The sequence below is a fragment of the Thioalkalivibrio halophilus genome, from assembly GCF_001995255.1.
GTDB lineage: Bacteria > Pseudomonadota > Gammaproteobacteria > Ectothiorhodospirales > Ectothiorhodospiraceae > Thioalkalivibrio > Thioalkalivibrio halophilus.
In genome coordinates this window covers 54,791-70,770 of sequence record NZ_MUZR01000051.1, presented here as the reverse complement: position 1 = coordinate 70,770, position 15,980 = coordinate 54,791, and the positions used below count along the sequence as shown (strand labels likewise).

The window sequence follows — 15,980 nt, the reverse complement described above, 5'->3', positions numbered from 1 at the left end:
CTTCATGCTCGCCTCCAGTTCCACGGCGCGCCAGTCGAGGAAACTGGAGGCGAGCATGAAGAACACCAGCAGGATGAAAACGACGTCGATCAACGGCGTCAGGCTGATCAGGTTGCGCCGGCGCGGACGACCGGTGTCCAGCGTCGGCTGTTCCGCCGGGTCACCGGTCATTGGCTGGCGGGCTCCGCATCCGCGGCCTTCTCGCGCGGGGCCGGGGTCATCAGCTGGCCGGTGAACAGCCGCGTGACCGCGTCATCCATGCGATGCGCCACCCGCTCGACCCGGGTCTCCAGCCAGTTCAGTGCGGCCACCACCGGAATGGCCACGGCCAGTCCCACGGCGGTAGTGAGCAACGCTTCCCAGATCCCGCCGGAAAGCACGGCGGGATCCACCTGACTGCCTGCCTCTTCCAGCGCCTGAAAGGCCCTGATCATGCCCATCACCGTGCCCAGCAGGCCCAGCAGTGGCGCCAGCGCGCCGATCACTTCCAGCGGCCGCAGACCCTGGCGCAGGGACTGGATGGTCGCGTTGCCATAACGCACGACCTCTTCCCGCACCATGGCCTCGGGGGCACCGGCACGCAGTCCGCGGATGCCGCGCGCCACCGCGCGGGCCGCCGGGTTGGGCGTGGCTTCGGCATGCCGAATGGCGGCCTCCGGGTCCCCGCCGTGGAACAACTCCAGGGCCTGTTCGGCCGGACGCACGTCGGTCACCCGCAGCTGCCAGAGCTGCCAGAGCTTTACCAGTACGAACGCCAGTGCCACCACCGACGCCACCAGCAGGATGGCCACCACGGGCCCGCCCGCGTCCAGAAACCCGGCGAAGCGCTTGCCCGCCAGGGACTCGATCAATGCATTCATGCTGGATCCCGAATTCGTTGCCTGAAGGGGCGCGCGGGGCGCACCGGACCAGGGAGTTCCCTAGGTGGCCGCGCAGGCCCCCGCTGCCGTGGTCCCGGCCGTCACCGGAATGCCCGCGAAGCCCCCGGCCGGAGCGTGTCCGGCCACCGGGTCGCCCGCGCAATCCGCGCAGTCGCGCAGGATCCCCCGGGCCCGCCGCGCGCACTTGCCGCAATCACCGCACACACCCAGCTGTTCGCGCAGATCACGCATACGGACGCGGGAATCACTTTGCGCCACCAGCTCCCGAATCTGGCGTTCGCGCACGGCATTGCAGACACATACAATCATCTTTGACGGCTCCGGCCCCTGGCAATGGGTGGATGAGGCGACATTACCGCTAATGAGAATGCTTTTCAACACTATTCTTTTCAGGTGTGTCGGCCCCACCCGTTGCCGGGTCCATTGATCAGCATCTTCTTATAGATTAGTTTCGAATTTCCGTCCCCGGGCCGCCCCGGACCCGCGGACCCCGCCTCGTCACGGAAGGATTTCGATGCCCACCGACGCCCCCGACTCCGGCCTTCCACGCCCCGGCCCCTGGCTGCAGGCGCGCATGCGTCCGCACCGCCACTGGCTGCTGGGCGCCACCGCCGCCGGGCTGGGCGCCACCCTCGCCACCGTGGCCCTGGCCGGCCTGATCGCCTGGGCGGTCCACATGGCGCTGTTCGCACCGGAACGCCTGCCACTGGGCATGGTGCTTGCGGGCGCGGCGGTGGCGGCGGTGCTGCGCTATGCCCTGCAGGCCCTGCGCGATGGCGCCGGCCATCGTCTGGCGGATGCGGTCAAGCGTGAACTGCGCGAGGAACTGCTGGACGCGGCCCGGCGCGACGGCCCCGTCCATCTGGCGCACCGCGCCCCTTCAGGGGCCTGGGTCGATCACTACCTGCGGCGGGTGGAAGATCTGACCGGCCACTACGCGCGCTACCTGCCCGGCACCCGCATGGTGATCCTGACCCCGCTGGTGCTGCTGCTGACGGTCGCCTGGCTGGACTGGCTCGCCGCCGGCCTGCTGCTGCTCTCGGCGCCGCTGATCCCCGCCTTCATGGCCCTGGTCGGCATGGGCGCCGAACAGATCCACCGCAGCCAGCAGGACGAGGAGAACCGCCTGGCCGGGCATTTCCTCGACCGCCTGCGCAGCCTCGACTTCCTGCGCCGCGCGCGCGCCACGCAGGCAGCCCGCGAGGCGGTGGTGGCCGCCAGCGACGAACACCGCCGCCTGACCATGCGCGTGCTGCAGGTCGCGTTCCTGTCGTCGGCGATCATGGAATTCTTCAGCGCGGTCGCGATCGGCCTGCTGGCCATCTATATCGGTTTCGGCCTGTTCGGGGCCATCGATTACGGCCCGGCCGGCAGCCTGACCCTGTTCACCGGACTGTTCATCCTGGTGCTGGCGCCCGAATACTTCCTGCCCCTGCGCCAGTTCGCGCAGAGCTATCACGATCGGGCCGCCGCCCTGGCCGCGGCCGAGTCCCTGGCGCCGCTGTTGCAGCCGGCCGGTGGCCCCGCCTCCGCCCCGGCCGGGGCGCCGGACAGCCCGCGCACGGCGATACACCTGGCCGGAGTGCAGGTGCAGTATCCGGATACCGCCCAACCGACCCTGCACGACATCGACCTGCAGATCGGTCGCGGGGAACACCTGGCGGTGACCGGCCCCAGCGGCTCCGGCAAGTCCACCCTGCTGGCGCTGCTGGCCGGCTTCCTGCGACCGGCCGGCGGCGAGATCCGCGTGGCCGACGACCTGCAGCGGTTCGTGTGGCTCGGTCAGGACGCCCACCTGTTCCATGGCAGCCTGCGGGACAATCTGCAATTGGCCAGCGCCGAACCGGTAAGCGACGCGGCGATGCACGACGCCCTCGCCCGCGCCGGGCTGCCGGTGGATGACCCGCAGCTGCCGGACGGGCTGGATACCGCCATCGGCGAAGGCAACACCGGGATCTCCGGGGGACAGGCCCAGCGCATCGCGATGGCCCGCGGGATCCTCGCCAGGCATCCGCTGTGGCTGCTGGACGAACCCACCAGCGCGCTCGACGAAGCCACCGAGGCCGCCCTGCTGGACACCCTGTTCGCCCTGGCCGCCGAGCACGACATCACCCTGGTCATCGCGGCCCACCGCGAGGCCGTTAGGGAACGTGCCAGCCGGGTGGTCCGGCTGGCCGAAGGCCGCGTGGAGAGCCTGGCATGACGGACCGCGAATACCTGCAACGCCTGTTCGCCTCGCGCCTCGGCTGGAGCCTGCTGGCCTGGCTGCTGCTGGCGGTGACCTGGGTCAGCGGCATCGTGCTGCTCGCCCTGTCGGGCTGGTTCATCACCGCCACGGCGCTGGCCGGGGCCGGCATGCTGGCCACCCTGGACATCTACTCGCCCTCCGGCGGGATTCGTGCGGCGGCGGTACTGCGCACCGTGGCCCGCTATTTCGAGCGCGTGACCGGACACGAAGCGGTCCTGCGCATCCTCGCCGACCTGCGCGCGACCACCTTCCGCCAGCTGGCGCGCTGGCCGGCGCGAAGCCTGGCGAGTCTGCGCAGCGGCGACCTGCAGGCCCGCCTGACCAGCGACATCGACACCCTGGACGCCATCCCGTTGCGGGTGGTGGGACCGATGGTCGGGGCCCTGCTGGCGCTGGTCAGCGCCGTGGCGATCGCCCTGTGGCTGGCCCCGCCGCAGGCGGCGTTGCTACTGCTGGTCGCCGCCGCGATCACCCTGATCACGGCAGCGATCGCCGCGACCGCCGGCCAGCGCCGCGGCCGCCGGCTGGTGCGGGAAGAGTCCAATGAACGCGTGGCCCTGCTGGACTACTTCGGCGGGCTGCCGGAGCTCACCGCCTTCGGCCGCCTGGAGGAGCACCGGGCGGCCCTGGCCCGCCGGGCCCGCGAGGGTGCCGCGCGGCGCCTGACCCAGGAACGCGCGGGGGTGCTGGGCGAACAGGGCGTGCAGCTGGTGGTGATGCTGACCACCCTCGCCATGCTGGGCTACGCGCTGCATGCCTACGCCGAGGGGCTGATCTCCGGGCCGGTCGCCGTGCTGCTCACCCTGATGACCCTGGGCCTCAACGAGGCGCTGGGCAGCCTGCCCGGCGCCTGGTGGCGCCTCGGCGAGAGCCTGGAAGCGGCCCGGCGCCTGCGCGAGACCGAGGCCGGAGCCGAGGCTCCGGAGCCCGCCGGGGCAGAACCGGTCGACCTGCCCCCCGGCCCGCTGGAGGCGCGTGGCCTGAGCGTCGGCTTCCGCGCCGACCGCCCGCTGGCAGGCCCGCTGGACATCCGGCCCGAGCCCGGGTACCCGCTGGTGGTTCACGGGATCAGCGGGCGCGGCAAGACTGCCCTGCTGGAGACCCTGGCCGGCGAGCTGACGCCGACCGGCGGCGAACTGCTGTGGGGCGAGCGGGACCTGACCACGCTGGACCCCGATACCCGCCACCGGGTAATCGGCTACCTGCCCCAGCGCGTGCGCCTGCTAGACGACAGCCTGGCCGCCAACCTGCGACTGGGGCAGCCGGAACTTTCCGCTGACCGGCTGTGGGCCGTGCTGGATCAGGTGCGGATCGCGCCGCTGCTGCAGCGCATGGGCTACAGCCTGGACTATCCGCTGGGCGAGGATGCCGGCAATCTTTCCGGCGGACAGGCACGCCGGGTGGCGCTGGCCTGGCTGCTGCTGCAGGACCGGCCGGTCGCCCTGCTGGACGAGCCCTTCGCGGGACTGGACGAAGCCACCGAGGCGGCGATCCTGGAGCGCATCGGGCCCTGGCTGGAGGCGCGTCAGACGGTCATCGTGACCCACGCACCCCGGCGCATGCCGGCGCACTGGCCACGGCTGGCGCTCTAGGGAAGCGGGAGAAGGAAGAAAGTCCCGGCGGCCGCGGGGCTGCGACCGCCGGGGGATCCGGACCGGACGGGGGCCGGCCCGGCAGGCAGGATCAGTGCTCGTGACCGCCCGGCCCGTGGGCGTGGCCATGCTCCAGCTCTTCGGCGGAGGGTTCGCGCACCTCCACCACCTCGACGTCGAAATTGAGCGTCTGGCCGGCCAGCGGATGGTTTCCATCCACCGTGGCGGTGTCGCCCTCGACGTTGGTGACCGTCACGGTCAGGGGGCCGTTTTCGGTCTGAGCCTGGAACTGCATGCCCGGCTCGATCGAGTCGACGCCCTGGAAGGCCTCCATCGGGACTTCCTGCACCATGGCGTCGATCTTTTCGCCATAACCTTCTTCCGGCGGCACGGTGGCCTGGACCTTGTCGCCGGCGGCCTTGCCTTCCAGCTCGCGTTCCAGACCGGGCACGATCTGGCCATTACCGTGCATATAGGCCAGCGGCTCGCGGCCTTCGGAGCTGTCGATGGTCTCGCCATCGTTGTTGGTGAGCTTGTAGTGGATGGACACTACGGAATTCTGCGCGACTTGCATGGACACTGCTCTCTTGAAATGTGGCCCGACAGGGTAACCCGACCAGCCCCCTCGCGTCACAGTCCCCGCTGACAGTGGCCGAATCCGCTCCGGGGCACACCAACGAAAACGCCGGGCACTGGGCCCGGCGCATGCACTGACCGTCCGCGACGGAACGGGGGTCAGCCGGCCTGCAGCAAGAACCGGTTGAGCCGGTGGACAAAACCCGACGGGTCCTCCAGCTGCCCGCCCTCGGCCAGCAGCGACTGCTCGAACAGCAGCGAGGCGAGGTCGTTGAAGTCGTCGCCTTCCGCCGTCTTCAGCCGTTCGACCAGCGGATGCTGCGCGTTGACCTCCAGCACCGGCTTCGAGGAGAAGGTCTCCTGTCCGGCCTGCTTCAGCAGCTCCTGCAGATACAGCGCCATCTCGTGCTCGCCGAGGACGATGCAGGCCGGCGAGTCCACCAGCCGCTTCGACGGGCGCACGGAGTCGACCCGGTCACCCAGTGCGCTCTGGATGCGCTCGGGCAGGTCGCCCAGTTCGTCGTCCTTCCGGTCCTCGGTGTTGTCCGCGTCGTCGGAATCCTGCTCGCCGATGATGTTGTCCAGATCGAGATCGCCCTTGGCGACGTTCTTGATCGGCGTACCGTCGAACTCGCGCAGGTTGGACAGCAGCCACTCGTCCACCCGGTCGGACAGCAGCAGCACCTCGATGCCGTGCTTGCGGAACACCTCCAGGTGCGGGCTGTTGCGCGCGGCGGCGGCGTTGTCGGCGCTGATCACGTAGATCGCGTCCTGCCCTTCCTTCATGCGTGCCTTGTAGTCGGCGAAAGAAACGTTCTGCGTGTCATCGTCGTTGTACGTGCTGGCAAAACGCAGCAGGCCCGCGATCTGCTGCTGGTTGGCGAAGTCCTCGCCGGGGCCTTCCTTGAGTACGCGACCGAAGTTGTCCCAGATCCCGGCGTATTTCTCCGGCTCGTTCTTCGCGATGTTCTCCAGCAGGCCGAGGATCTTCTTCACCGACCCCGAGCGGATGGAATCCACCAGGCGGTTGTCCTGCAGGATCTCGCGCGAGACGTTCAGCGGCAGGTCGGACGAATCCACCACCCCGCGCACGAAGCGCAGGTAGTTCGGCAGGAGCTTCTCCGCGTCGTCCATGATGAACACGCGCTTCACGTACAGCTTCACCCCGTGGCGTGCGTCGCGATCCCACAGGTCGAACGGCGCCCGGCCGGGGATGTAGAACAGCGTGGTGTATTCCTGGCGGCCTTCCACGTGGTTGTGGGTCCAGGCCACCGGGTCCTCGAAGTCGTGCGCGATGTGCTTGTAGAACTCGCGGTATTCCTCGTCGGAGATCTCGCTCTTCGGCCGCGTCCACAGTGCACTGGCACGGTTGACGGTCTCCCACTCGTCCGTGGGATTGCCTTCGTCGTCCTGCTTGCGCATGCGGATCGGGAAGGCCACGTGGTCCGAGTAGCGCCCGATCACGTGGCGCAGGCGCATCGGCTCGAGGAACTCGTCGGCGTCTTCCTTCAGGGTCAGGGTAATCTCGGTGCCCGGTTCCGCGCGCTCGCAGTCTGACAGGGTGTACTCGCCATCGCCCTTCGACTCCCAGCGCGTGCCGGCCTCGACCCCGGTACCCGCGCGCCGGGTCTCCACGCGCACGTGGTCGGCCACGATGAACGAGGAATAGAACCCGACCCCGAACTGCCCGATCAGCTGGGCATCCTTCTGCTGGTCGCCGGTCAGCTTCTCGAGGAAGGCCCGGGTACCCGAATGGGCGATGGTCCCGATCTGCCGGATCACCTCGTCGCGCGACATGCCGATGCCGTTGTCGTGCACGGTCACGGTGCGGGCGTCCTTGTCCACGTCCACGTCGATGTGCAGCTCGGCCGGCTGCGGGATCGCATCGGGGTTCGCGGTCGCCTCGAAGCGCAGCTTGTCGCAGGCATCCGCGCCGTTGGAGATCAGCTCGCGCAGGAAGATCTCGCGGTTGGAATACAGCGAGTGGATCATCAGCTGCAGCAGCTGGCTGACCTCGGTCTCGAACTGGCGGGTTTCCGCCTCGGCGGCTTGCTCGGTCCGGGTTTCGGTCATGGGGTTACGACTCCGTGATGGGTTCGGATGGGTTCAGTTACTGGTAACACGCCGGAGTCTGGGGTCGCCGCGACCTTCTTCAAGCCCCTCGGCGCGATAAAGCGCCCCCTCGCCCTCCGAGTCGAGGCAGCCCAGCACCGCAGGCAGCGTTGCGGCCAGTTCTTCTTCCAGCTGCCACGGCGGACGCAGCACCAGCATGCCGGATCCCGCGAGCCCGGTATGCGCCCCGCGCTCCACGCCAGGATCATCACGCAGACGCAGTTCGCTGCGCAGCCAGGGGGTGCTGCGGGTGCACAGCCGTTCGACCAGGGCATGATCCGGACGTCCCGCCAGCACCGGATACCAGACCAGCACCATCCCGGTGTTCCAGCGCTCCAGGATGATCTCCGCCATCTCCGCGATTTCACGGTATTCGGCCGGGCGTTCGTACGAGGGGTCCAGCAGGGCGAACCCGCGCCGCGGCTGCGGCGGGAACAGCCCTCGGGCGGCCTCGCGCGCATCGCGCCGGTGCACATGGCAGCGCGCATCCCCGGCGAACGCGCCCTGCAGGCGTTCGTGGGCCTCGGGGTGCATCTCGGACGCCACCAGTCGGTCATTCTCGCGCAGAGACGCGCGGATAAGCGCCGGTGATCCCGGATACCCGTCGGTCCCGGCCACCTGCTGCACGGTCTCCAGAAACCCGGTCACCGCCTCCGGCAGCGCGGCTTCGCAGGCACAGGCGCGCAGGCGCTCGATGCCGAGCGCCGCCTCGCCGGTCTTGCGCGCCCGCTCGCCGTCCAGGTCATAAACTCCGGCCCCGGCATGCAGATCCAGCGCCACGAACGGCTTGATCCGCCGCTGCAATGCCGCGAGCACCGCACGCAACACCAGATGCTTGTGGATATCGGCGAAATTGCCGGCGTGGTAGTCGTGCTGATAGCTGAGCATGGTTCGCTCCCTTACGCCCCGGCCATAAAAAAACCACCGCGGCGGACCACGGTGGCTGGACTTCCTTGCGGCCGGCTCCGGGTCACGGAGCACGGCGCCCGCTACGGGTGCAGTTTACTGGTTCACCGGGGACTCCGGGTCCAGCAGATAGGCCATGATGTGGCTGATCTCCCGCTCGCTCAGCAGTTCGTTGGCACCGAACCGGGGCATCTCCGTACAGGGGAAATACTGGTGCGGATTCGAGATCACCTCATGCGCATACCGCAGCGACGCCTCGTCGGTACCCCGGCCGCTCCCGTACCCGGCCAGGCTCGGCCCGATCGTACCGTAGATCGGCTCGTTCGGATCCATCTGATGACACGCATAGCAGTTGCCCCCGGGGGTACGCGTGGAATGGTCGTCATTGCGATGACCCACGCGGAAACCGTAGCCCGAACGGGCCAGCTCCGCGCCCCGCTCCCAGTCACCCAGACGCGGTCCCCCGGGGGGAGCCTCGTAGCTTTCCCGGGCGAGGGTAATCACCTCCTGCACCTGATCGCCCGAAAGCTCCCCTCCGACCACGGAACACGCACGCTGCAGGTCATCCTGCTCCATGCGCCCGCGGGCCGAACCACCTTCCTGAACGGGCTGATCCAGTCGATAGCTGTCCGATTCGAACACGATGTGTTCAACGAGTTCGTCCGTTTCCATCGCGGCGATATCAGTTTCGCCCTCGTCGGCGTCGCCGAAGAACTGACACCCGGTGGTGAATAACGCTGCCGACACGGCAAGCGGCAACCCCCAACGTACGCTTTGGCCTGGCATCCCTGATGTCTCCCCGATTCCGTTTCGCCCTCGAACCCGCGACCGCAGCCACGCCGGCGGCACCGGCAGAGTGCACTGCGGCGCCCGGTTGACCCCGGCTCGCGGGTGCGATGGTGAATAATGTCTGGTCCCGTGGCGAATGCCCCGGGAGGGGGCCGCCGCGAGGAACGCGGCGGCCCGGGTCACGATCCGCCGAACGGATCGTCATGCAGCCTTGCGGCCGCCCCGGATCAGTTGTTGACCGGGGACTCCGGATCCAGCATGTAAGCCATGATATGGCTGATCTGCTCCTCGCTCAGCAGCCCCTGGAAGCGGGGCATTTCCGCACACGGGAAGTACTGATGCGGATTGTTGATCACCTGGTGGACGTACTCGCGAATCGCCTGGCTGTCGCCACGGGTGGCGCCGTAATTCACCAGGCTCGGCCCGATGGTGCCCTGAGCGGGACCGTCCTCGTCGAAAACGTGGCAGTTGACACAGTTGCCGCCGGCTTCCCGGGTCGAATGATCATCGATGCGGTGACCGATCCGATAGCCGTAGCCGGAGAACGCGAGTTCTTCGCCGCGCTGCCAGTCGCCCAGTTCGATGTCGCCCTCGGGAGCCTCGTACTGCTCACGAGCCAGGGCCACCACGCGGCCGGCGGTCTCGCCGTCCGGATCACCCTCGATCGAGCAGGCCGCCTGGATCTCGTCCTGGGTCATGCGCTCTTCCATGGTGCCGCCTTCCTGCGGGACCTGGTCATAACGGAAGCTGTCCGACTCGAAGATCATGTATTCGGCCAGCTCATCCGCGCTCATGGCGGTGATGTCAACATCGTCCGACTTGTTGCCCTCGGCCACGGCGCAGCCCGTTGCCAGCGCGATGGTTGCAAAGGCGGCCACACCGGCCGCAACAGTATTTTTCTTGAACATGCTTGCTGTCTCCTATTGCGTCCGGGGTTACCGCTTGAGGTCGGGCAGGATCGCCGGCTCGCCACGCGCCGCGTCATTCCAGAAGGCGATGAGCGCGGTGTTGGCCATCGAGTCCGGCTTGATGGCGGCATGACGCATCTGCCACACGCAACCACGGATGCGGTGGTTCTGACTGCGGACGTTGTCGTGCCCGGCACGCTGGGCCGGCCAGGAGACCGCCTTGGTCCATTCCTGCGAATTGCGCATCTGCGGCAGGACCGAGGCGCGGATGCGCTTGCCGGACTGACCGTGACAGGCAGCGCAGTTAAAGTCCTGGGCTCCGCCGCGACGGAAGAACAGCTTCTCGCCGGCGGCGATCAGAGCCTGTTCCTCGGGATGATCGTTCTGCGGCTGCCATTCCATGCCGGAGGACTGCATGGCGATATAGGTGGTCAGCTGCATGATGTCGGAACCGCTGCCATGACGCTGGGCGACGGCGGCATCATCCTCGTCGAACCCCTGGATCTCCTTCATGCAGTGCACCAGACGCTGCTCGAAGTCCATGACCTTGCCGACGTCCTCGAAATAACGCGGCAGTTCAACGTAGGCACCGTCCAGCACGCCCGGCCCCTTGCCGAAATCGCAGGACTCGAGCGACGCATTGTTGGGGCCGCGCTCCTGGTAGAACAGCTCCTCGCCGTCATCGGCGACCCACAGGGCCGGGTTGTCCGGCATCATCATGATGTTCATCTCACTCTGATGCAGATAGGCCGAATCGGGATTGGCCTCGAGCAGATTATTCAGGACATCCGCCGGGTCCTGCCATTCGCCGGCCTGGGCAGCGCCCCCGACCGCCATTGCTACGGGCAAGGCGAGCAATGCTTTCTTGAACATGGAAACCTCCATCACACGGTTTTATTCGATGGGCCCGGGTCTCCGTCGCCCGAACCTACGCTGCAGAGTGCGGAATACGTGAACACCGTGTCAACAAACAAACGCTATATTAGCGTTTCCTAACAGTCTGTTTTTCAAGGGTTCTTGCAGTCCGGCACCGACAGGCAGACGCCCCGGCGAAAGGATCTATTCCCCTTTTGGCAAAAAGTTCCCGTTGATTTCGGTTTTCCGGTCAGCTTCGTGTCGCAGGAGGGCCTGTTTGGCGCCGACCAGGGGGCCCGCGACCTGGCCGGCGTATCCCCCCGCGGATCCGCGATCGGGGGCGGCACCGGCCGGCAGGACACGATGACAGGGGATCAGCAGCGGCCAGGGATTGGCACGACAGGCCTGGCCCACGGCCCGCGGCGAGGAGCCGATGGCGCGGGCGATCTGGCCGTAGGTTCGGGTTTCTCCGACGGGGATGCGGGTCAGCGCGTGCCAGACCCGGCGCTGATGCGCGGTACCGGGCGGGAGGCAATCGGGCGCGACCCAGACAAGCGGATCGCGGCAATAGGACTCGGGCGCGAAGGGCAGGCGCAGCGGGACGGAAACCCGCGTCTCATGGCCTTCCCAGCCGAGCAGGAGGAGGGAGTCTTCGGGGTCGCAGGCATACACAAAGGCCAGCGATGCACCCGGGAGGATGCAGCGCCGGCCTTGCATGCGCTCGCGCGGGGGTCCGCGGGACCAACCGCGGCCCGGAGGTCAGCCGCGGCCTTTGGCCCGGGCGCGCACGTCTTCCTTGATGCGCGCGGCCTTGCCGGTACGATCGCGCAGGTAGTACAGCTTGGCACGACGGACCTTGCCGCGACGCTTGACCTGAATCTCGGCGATCTGCGGGCTGTGGGTCTGGAAGGTGCGCTCCACTCCGTTGCCGTAGGAGGTCTTGCGCAGGGTGAACGCGGAGTTCAGCCCGCGGTTGCGCTTGCCGATCACTACGCCCTCGAAGGCCTGCAGGCGCTCGCGCTCTCCTTCGCGCACCTTGACCTGCACCACCACGGTATCGCCCGGGCCGAAATCCGGGACATCGGATTTCATCTGCTCGGCTTCCAGTTGCTGAATGACGTTATTCATTGCTCGACCTCAATCATCGCTCTCGGAGCGGACGCCACCCAGTCGGTGACGCTCGCGGTATTCGTCCAGCAGGGCCTGATCCGTGCCCCCCAGTTCGAGCCGGGCCAGCAGATCCGGCCTGCGGCTCCATGTACGCCCCAGCGCCTCACGGCGGCGCCAGCGGCGGATCGCGCCGTGGTCGCCTCCAAGGAGGACGCCGGGGACGCGGTGTCCGTTCAGTTCCTCCGGCCGGGTGTAGTGCGGACAGTCCAGCAGGCCCTCGCTGAAGGAATCCTGTTCGGCGGAGTCCGCATGCCCCAGCACCCCGGGCCGGAGGCGGGCGCAGGCATCGATGATCGCCATGGCACCCAGTTCACCGCCGGAGAGCACGTAGTCCCCCAGCGAGATTTCTTCGTCGACTTCGGCTTCGATAAAGCGTTCGTCGATCCCTTCGTAGCGCCCGCAAACCAGTGCGACACGCGGGCGCCGTGTCAGGGCCCCCACGCGCTCCTGGTCCAGCGGCCGCCCCTGTGGCGTCAGAGCCACCACGTGCAGCGGTTCATCACCATCGGCCCGGGCGGCGTCCAGCGCCCCCTTCAGCGGGGGCACCTGCATGACCATGCCGGGGCCACCGCCATAGGGCCGGTCGTCCACCGCCTGGTGCACCCCGCTGGCCCAGTCCCGCGGATTCCAGGTCCGCAGGTCCAGCTGCCCGGCCTCCACGGCCCGGCGCGGGATGCCCCACTGCGTCACGGATGCGACCAGCTCCGGGAACAGGGTGATGACGTCGAAGCGCATCGCCGCGTCAGTATTCCGGATCCCAGTCCACCCGGATCCGCCCACCCTCGAGATCGACCTCGAGAATGTACGGACCCTGCACCCAGGGGATCAGCCGCTCGCGTTCACCGCTCACGACCATCACGTCATTGGCGCCGGTCTCCATGAAACCGGTGACCGTCCCCAGCGGCGTGCCGTCGCCATGTTCAACGGACAGGCCCTGCAGGTCGGCCCAGTAGTACTCGCCTTCTTCCGCCGGGGGCAGCCACTCGCGCTCGATCGCCAGCTCGGCCCCCATCAGTCCGTAGGCGGCGTCGCGATCGGCCACCCCGGCGAACCTGATGACCACGCCGGGGCCGTGCGCGCGGCCGCTTTCAATCTCCACCAGCCGCCATCCCTCGGCCTGCTTCATCCACAGGCGGGGGAAACCGGTGATGGCGTCACGCGGCTCGGTCTCGGAAAAGATCCGGACCCAGCCCCTGACGCCGTAGACCCCGGAGACGCGTCCGACGCGGATGCGCTCACCCGCCTCGCTCACCTGCGTCTCCCGGAAGTCAGGCCGCCGCAGCCTGCTGCTTGCGGTACCCCTTGACCAGGTGTTCCACGCGCTCGGACATGCCGGCGCCGTGGCTCAGCCAGTAATCGACCCGCTCGAGGTCGATCTTCAGCGGGATTTCCTGACCGCGGGCAACCGGATTGTGAAAACCGACGCGCTCGATGTAGCCGCTGTCGCGGCGGGCGCGGGAGTCGGTCACCACGATCGAGTAGAAGGGGCGCTTCTTGGCGCCGCGGCGTGACAGACGAATTGTAAGCATGAAGTCTTGAACCCCGTGAAGTTCGGTTTCGCGAGAAAACGCGCGATTATAACGAATTGCAGCGCCAAGACAAGGCCGAAGCCCCGTCGTCAGCGTTTCGGCAGGCCCCCTCCGGGGCCTCCAGGGCCGCCCATGCCGCCCATTTGTCCTCCAAGGGCCCGCATCATCTTCGATGCGCCGCCCTTGGAAAATTTCTTCATCGCCTTGCTCATCTGGGTGTGCTGCTTGAGCAGGCGGTTGACGTCCTGGATCTGGCAGCCGGAGCCCGCGGCGATGCGGCGCTTGCGCGACCCCTTGATGATGTCCGGGTGGCGGCGTTCCTCGTCGGTCATCGAGGAGATCACGGCCTGCATGCGCCGGATCTCCTTGTCGCCGGCCTGATTCTTGATCGCCTCCTGCATCTTGCCGCCGCCGGGCAGCTTTTCCAGCATGCTGCCCATGCCGCCCATCTTCTCCATCTGGGCCAGCTGTTCGCGCAGGTCGTTGAGGTCGAAGCCGCGCCCCTTCTTCAGCTTGCGCGTGAGCTTTTCGGCCTTGTCCTGATCCACCTGGCGCGAGGCCTCCTCGACCAGGGAGACCACGTCGCCCTTGCCGAGGATACGGGACGCGATACGTTCCGGATGGAAGGGTTCGAGCCCGTCGGGGCGCTCGCCGGTGCCGATGAACTTGATCGGCACCCCGGTGATCTGCCGCACCGACAGGGCGGCACCCCCGCGGGCATCGCCGTCGGCCTTGGTCAGCACCACGCCGGTCAGCGGCAGGGCATCACCAAACGCGCGCGCGGTGTTGGCCGCGTCCTGCCCGGTCATGGAGTCGACCACGAACAGGGTCTCCACCGGTTCGACCGCTGCGTGCAGGCTCTGCACCTCGGCCATCATGTCCTCGTCGACGTGCAGGCGCCCGGCGGTGTCCACCAGCAGTACGTCGACCCCTTCGCGGCGGGCCCGCTGCACCGCGTCGGTGGCGATGTCGTCGGGCTTCTGCGAGGTGTCGCTGGGGTAGAAGGTCACCTCGACCTGGCCGGCCAGGGTCTCCAGCTGCTGGATCGCGGCGGGGCGGTAGACGTCGCAGCTGACCACGGCCACGCGTTTCTTGTCGCGCTCGCGCAGGAGCTTCGCCAGCTTGCCGATACTGGTGGTCTTGCCCGCACCCTGCAGGCCGGCCACCAGCACCACCGCCGGCGGCTGCGCGGCCAGATTGAGGGAGGCGTTCTCGCCACCCATGGTCGCGACCAGCTCGTCGTGCACGACCTTGATCAGGGCCTGCCCCGGCGTCAGGCTGCCGATGACCTCCTTGCCCAGCGCCTTTTCCTTGACGTCCTTCACGAACTCGCGCACCACCGGCAACGCGACGTCGGCCTCGAGCAGGGCCATACGCACTTCGCGCAGGGCCTCCTGGATGTTGTCCTCGGTCAGGCGCGCCTGACCCTTCAGGCGCTTCATCGTGTCCTGGAGGCGACTGGAAAGGCCGTCGAACATGGGACGTGTCTCCTGCGGATGAAATCGGCGGGGAGCGGCCCGCATCGAATCCGACATTATACCCGTGACCGGGGGTCTCCTGCAGCGCGCGGTAACGAAGTGCAATCGCGGGCGCGACAAGAGATAATCCGCGCATGATCACGATCGCCGGAACCATCGCCGTTTTTCTGTACCTGATCGCGCTGGGCTACCTGGCCCTGGGCATACGCGACCGACCGCTGGCCGCCGGGCAGCCACGCGGACCGCTGGCAGTGTGGCTGCTGGCGCTGATCGCCCACGTGGTGGCGCTGGTGCCGGCGGTTGTCACCGGCACGGGCTGGAACCTGTGCCTGGGCAATGCGCTGTCGGCGTCGATGTGGCTGGTGGCGGCCCTGCTGTGGGTCACCGCCCTGCGTCACCCGCTGGCCAGTCTCGGGATGGTGGTCCTGCCACTGACCCTGCTGGCCGCGCTGACCGCGCTGCTGTGCGACGGCGACGCCCGCTACGCGACCTCGGCCGGCATCGCGGTGCACGTACTGTTTTCCGCCCTGGGCTGGGCTTTTCTTGCACTATCCACCGCGCAGGCTGCGGTGATGACCGCCCAGCACCGCGCCCTGCACGATCACCACACGCGCGGGATCGTGCGCTACCTGCCGCCGCTGTTCTCCATGGAGCTGTGGCTGTTCCGCATGATCTTCATCGGCTGGCTGTTCCTCGGGCTCAGCCTGATCTCGGGCTTCATCTTCGTCGACGACCTGTTCGCCCAGGACCTGGTGCACAAGTCGGTGCTGTCGATCCTGGCCTGGCTCATCTTCTCGGTGCTGCTGCTGGGGCGCTGGCGGCTGGGCTGGCGCGGGTCGCGCGCGCTGGCCTGGACCACCGGCGGCTTCGTCGCGCTGGTGCTGGCCTACTTCGGCACCAAGCTGGTGCTGGAGGTCATCCTCGGGCGCGTCTGAG

Annotated in this window: 18 protein-coding genes; 3 read left to right on the top strand and 15 right to left on the bottom strand. The window is 68.0% G+C overall.

What is annotated here, in order from left to right; all coding sequences use genetic code 11:
• The 3 genes from B1A74_RS11615 to B1A74_RS11605 all read right to left on the bottom strand — a co-directional run.
• The coding region (locus tag B1A74_RS11615; RefSeq protein ID WP_208855997.1) for an ExbD/TolR family protein at positions 1-171 on the bottom strand (171 nt) is incomplete at its 3' end.
• Positions 168-860, bottom strand: coding sequence for a MotA/TolQ/ExbB proton channel family protein (locus B1A74_RS11610; protein ID WP_077244734.1), 693 nt, complete (start codon positions 858-860; stop codon positions 168-170). The genes B1A74_RS11610 and B1A74_RS11615, both read right to left, overlap by 4 nt.
• Before the next feature lie 60 nt (positions 861-920).
• Positions 921-1,190 (bottom strand): (2Fe-2S)-binding protein, encoded by a 270-nt coding sequence (locus tag B1A74_RS11605; RefSeq protein ID WP_077244733.1) that lies wholly within the window; start codon positions 1,188-1,190, stop codon positions 921-923.
• Positions 1,191-1,395: 205 nt separating this feature from the next.
• Here B1A74_RS11605 and cydD point away from each other — a divergent pair, with 205 nt between their 5' ends.
• The gene (cydD, locus tag B1A74_RS11600; RefSeq protein WP_077244732.1) at positions 1,396-3,084 is read left to right on the top strand and encodes a thiol reductant ABC exporter subunit CydD; all 1,689 of its coding nucleotides are present in this window, start codon (positions 1,396-1,398) and stop codon (positions 3,082-3,084) included.
• The gene (gene cydC, locus B1A74_RS11595; RefSeq protein ID WP_077244731.1) at positions 3,081-4,721 is read left to right on the top strand and encodes a thiol reductant ABC exporter subunit CydC; all 1,641 of its coding nucleotides are present in this window, start codon (positions 3,081-3,083) and stop codon (positions 4,719-4,721) included. Before cydD ends, cydC begins: the two co-directional genes overlap by 4 nt.
• 91 nt (positions 4,722-4,812) lie before the next feature.
• On the opposite strand, the gene B1A74_RS11590 is transcribed toward cydC, so the two are convergent.
• The 12 genes from B1A74_RS11590 to ffh all read right to left on the bottom strand — a co-directional run bounded on the left by B1A74_RS11590 (position 4,813) and on the right by ffh (position 15,044).
• Positions 4,813-5,295 carry an FKBP-type peptidyl-prolyl cis-trans isomerase gene (locus tag B1A74_RS11590; RefSeq protein ID WP_018946566.1) on the bottom strand — a complete coding sequence of 161 codons (483 nt, stop codon included), beginning with the start codon at positions 5,293-5,295 and terminating at the stop codon, positions 4,813-4,815.
• 161 nt (positions 5,296-5,456) lie between these two features.
• A complete protein-coding gene (gene htpG, locus B1A74_RS11585; RefSeq protein ID WP_077244730.1) occupies positions 5,457-7,370 on the bottom strand; it encodes a molecular chaperone HtpG in 1,914 nt (637 codons plus the stop codon).
• 33 nt (positions 7,371-7,403) lie between these two features.
• Positions 7,404-8,297: a 23S rRNA (adenine(2030)-N(6))-methyltransferase RlmJ gene (locus B1A74_RS11580; RefSeq protein WP_077244729.1), complete on the bottom strand. Its 894-nt coding sequence runs from the start codon at positions 8,295-8,297 to the stop codon at positions 7,404-7,406.
• A 114-nt stretch (positions 8,298-8,411) separates the two neighbouring features.
• Positions 8,412-9,101, bottom strand: coding sequence for a sulfur oxidation c-type cytochrome SoxX (gene soxX / locus B1A74_RS11575; RefSeq protein WP_167769418.1), 690 nt, complete (start codon positions 9,099-9,101; stop codon positions 8,412-8,414).
• Between the two features lie 230 nt (positions 9,102-9,331).
• A complete protein-coding gene (gene soxX / locus B1A74_RS11570) occupies positions 9,332-10,012 on the bottom strand; it encodes a sulfur oxidation c-type cytochrome SoxX (RefSeq protein WP_077244727.1) in 681 nt (226 codons plus the stop codon).
• A gap of 27 nt (positions 10,013-10,039) precedes the next feature.
• Positions 10,040-10,849, bottom strand: a complete 810-nt coding sequence (soxA, locus tag B1A74_RS11565) for a sulfur oxidation c-type cytochrome SoxA (protein ID WP_077244726.1) — start codon at positions 10,847-10,849, stop codon at positions 10,040-10,042.
• Between the two features lie 222 nt (positions 10,850-11,071).
• Complete coding sequence (locus tag B1A74_RS11560; protein ID WP_077244725.1) at positions 11,072-11,584, bottom strand: methylated-DNA--[protein]-cysteine S-methyltransferase; 513 nt, start codon at positions 11,582-11,584, stop codon at positions 11,072-11,074.
• A gap of 42 nt (positions 11,585-11,626) precedes the next feature.
• The gene (gene rplS / locus B1A74_RS11555; RefSeq protein ID WP_018870604.1) at positions 11,627-11,995 is read right to left on the bottom strand and encodes a 50S ribosomal protein L19; all 369 of its coding nucleotides are present in this window, start codon (positions 11,993-11,995) and stop codon (positions 11,627-11,629) included.
• Positions 11,996-12,004: 9 nt separating this feature from the next.
• Positions 12,005-12,772, bottom strand: a complete 768-nt coding sequence (gene trmD / locus B1A74_RS11550) for a tRNA (guanosine(37)-N1)-methyltransferase TrmD (RefSeq protein WP_077244724.1) — start codon at positions 12,770-12,772, stop codon at positions 12,005-12,007.
• Between the two features lie 7 nt (positions 12,773-12,779).
• Positions 12,780-13,289 carry a ribosome maturation factor RimM gene (gene rimM / locus B1A74_RS11545; RefSeq protein ID WP_077244723.1) on the bottom strand — a complete coding sequence of 170 codons (510 nt, stop codon included), beginning with the start codon at positions 13,287-13,289 and terminating at the stop codon, positions 12,780-12,782.
• A 16-nt stretch (positions 13,290-13,305) separates the two neighbouring features.
• The gene (rpsP, locus tag B1A74_RS11540; protein ID WP_018870607.1) at positions 13,306-13,566 is read right to left on the bottom strand and encodes a 30S ribosomal protein S16; all 261 of its coding nucleotides are present in this window, start codon (positions 13,564-13,566) and stop codon (positions 13,306-13,308) included.
• An 89-nt stretch (positions 13,567-13,655) separates the two neighbouring features.
• Positions 13,656-15,044: a signal recognition particle protein gene (gene ffh / locus B1A74_RS11535; RefSeq protein ID WP_018946574.1), complete on the bottom strand. Its 1,389-nt coding sequence runs from the start codon at positions 15,042-15,044 to the stop codon at positions 13,656-13,658.
• A 134-nt stretch (positions 15,045-15,178) separates the two neighbouring features.
• On the opposite strand from ffh, the gene B1A74_RS11530 reads away from it, so the two are divergent.
• On the top strand, positions 15,179-15,979 hold the full coding sequence (locus tag B1A74_RS11530; protein WP_018946575.1) for a cytochrome C assembly family protein: 801 nt from the start codon (positions 15,179-15,181) through the stop codon (positions 15,977-15,979).
• Position 15,980: the final 1 nt, after the last annotated feature.

Coding starts and splice junctions, on each gene's coding strand:
- htpG (WP_077244730.1), bottom strand. CDS start 7,370: ATGACCGAAACCCGGACCGAGCAAGCCGCCGAGGCGGAAACCCGCCAG.
- soxX (WP_167769418.1), bottom strand. CDS start 9,101: ATGCCAGGCCAAAGCGTACGTTGGGGGTTGCCGCTTGCCGTGTCGGCA.
- B1A74_RS11530 (WP_018946575.1), top strand. CDS start 15,179: ATGATCACGATCGCCGGAACCATCGCCGTTTTTCTGTACCTGATCGCG.
- B1A74_RS11580 (WP_077244729.1), bottom strand. CDS start 8,297: ATGCTCAGCTATCAGCACGACTACCACGCCGGCAATTTCGCCGATATC.
- trmD (WP_077244724.1), bottom strand. CDS start 12,772: ATGCGCTTCGACGTCATCACCCTGTTCCCGGAGCTGGTCGCATCCGTG.
- B1A74_RS11610 (WP_077244734.1), bottom strand. CDS start 860: ATGAATGCATTGATCGAGTCCCTGGCGGGCAAGCGCTTCGCCGGGTTT.
- soxA (WP_077244726.1), bottom strand. CDS start 10,849: ATGGCGGTCGGGGGCGCTGCCCAGGCCGGCGAATGGCAGGACCCGGCG.
- cydC (WP_077244731.1), top strand. CDS start 3,081: ATGACGGACCGCGAATACCTGCAACGCCTGTTCGCCTCGCGCCTCGGC.
- B1A74_RS11560 (WP_077244725.1), bottom strand. CDS start 11,584: ATGCAAGGCCGGCGCTGCATCCTCCCGGGTGCATCGCTGGCCTTTGTG.
- rpsP (WP_018870607.1), bottom strand. CDS start 13,566: ATGCTTACAATTCGTCTGTCACGCCGCGGCGCCAAGAAGCGCCCCTTC.
- B1A74_RS11590 (WP_018946566.1), bottom strand. CDS start 5,295: ATGCAAGTCGCGCAGAATTCCGTAGTGTCCATCCACTACAAGCTCACC.
- soxX (WP_077244727.1), bottom strand. CDS start 10,012: ATGTTCAAGAAAAATACTGTTGCGGCCGGTGTGGCCGCCTTTGCAACC.
- ffh (WP_018946574.1), bottom strand. CDS start 15,044: ATGTTCGACGGCCTTTCCAGTCGCCTCCAGGACACGATGAAGCGCCTG.
- cydD (WP_077244732.1), top strand. CDS start 1,396: ATGCCCACCGACGCCCCCGACTCCGGCCTTCCACGCCCCGGCCCCTGG.
- B1A74_RS11605 (WP_077244733.1), bottom strand. CDS start 1,190: ATGATTGTATGTGTCTGCAATGCCGTGCGCGAACGCCAGATTCGGGAG.
- rplS (WP_018870604.1), bottom strand. CDS start 11,995: ATGAATAACGTCATTCAGCAACTGGAAGCCGAGCAGATGAAATCCGAT.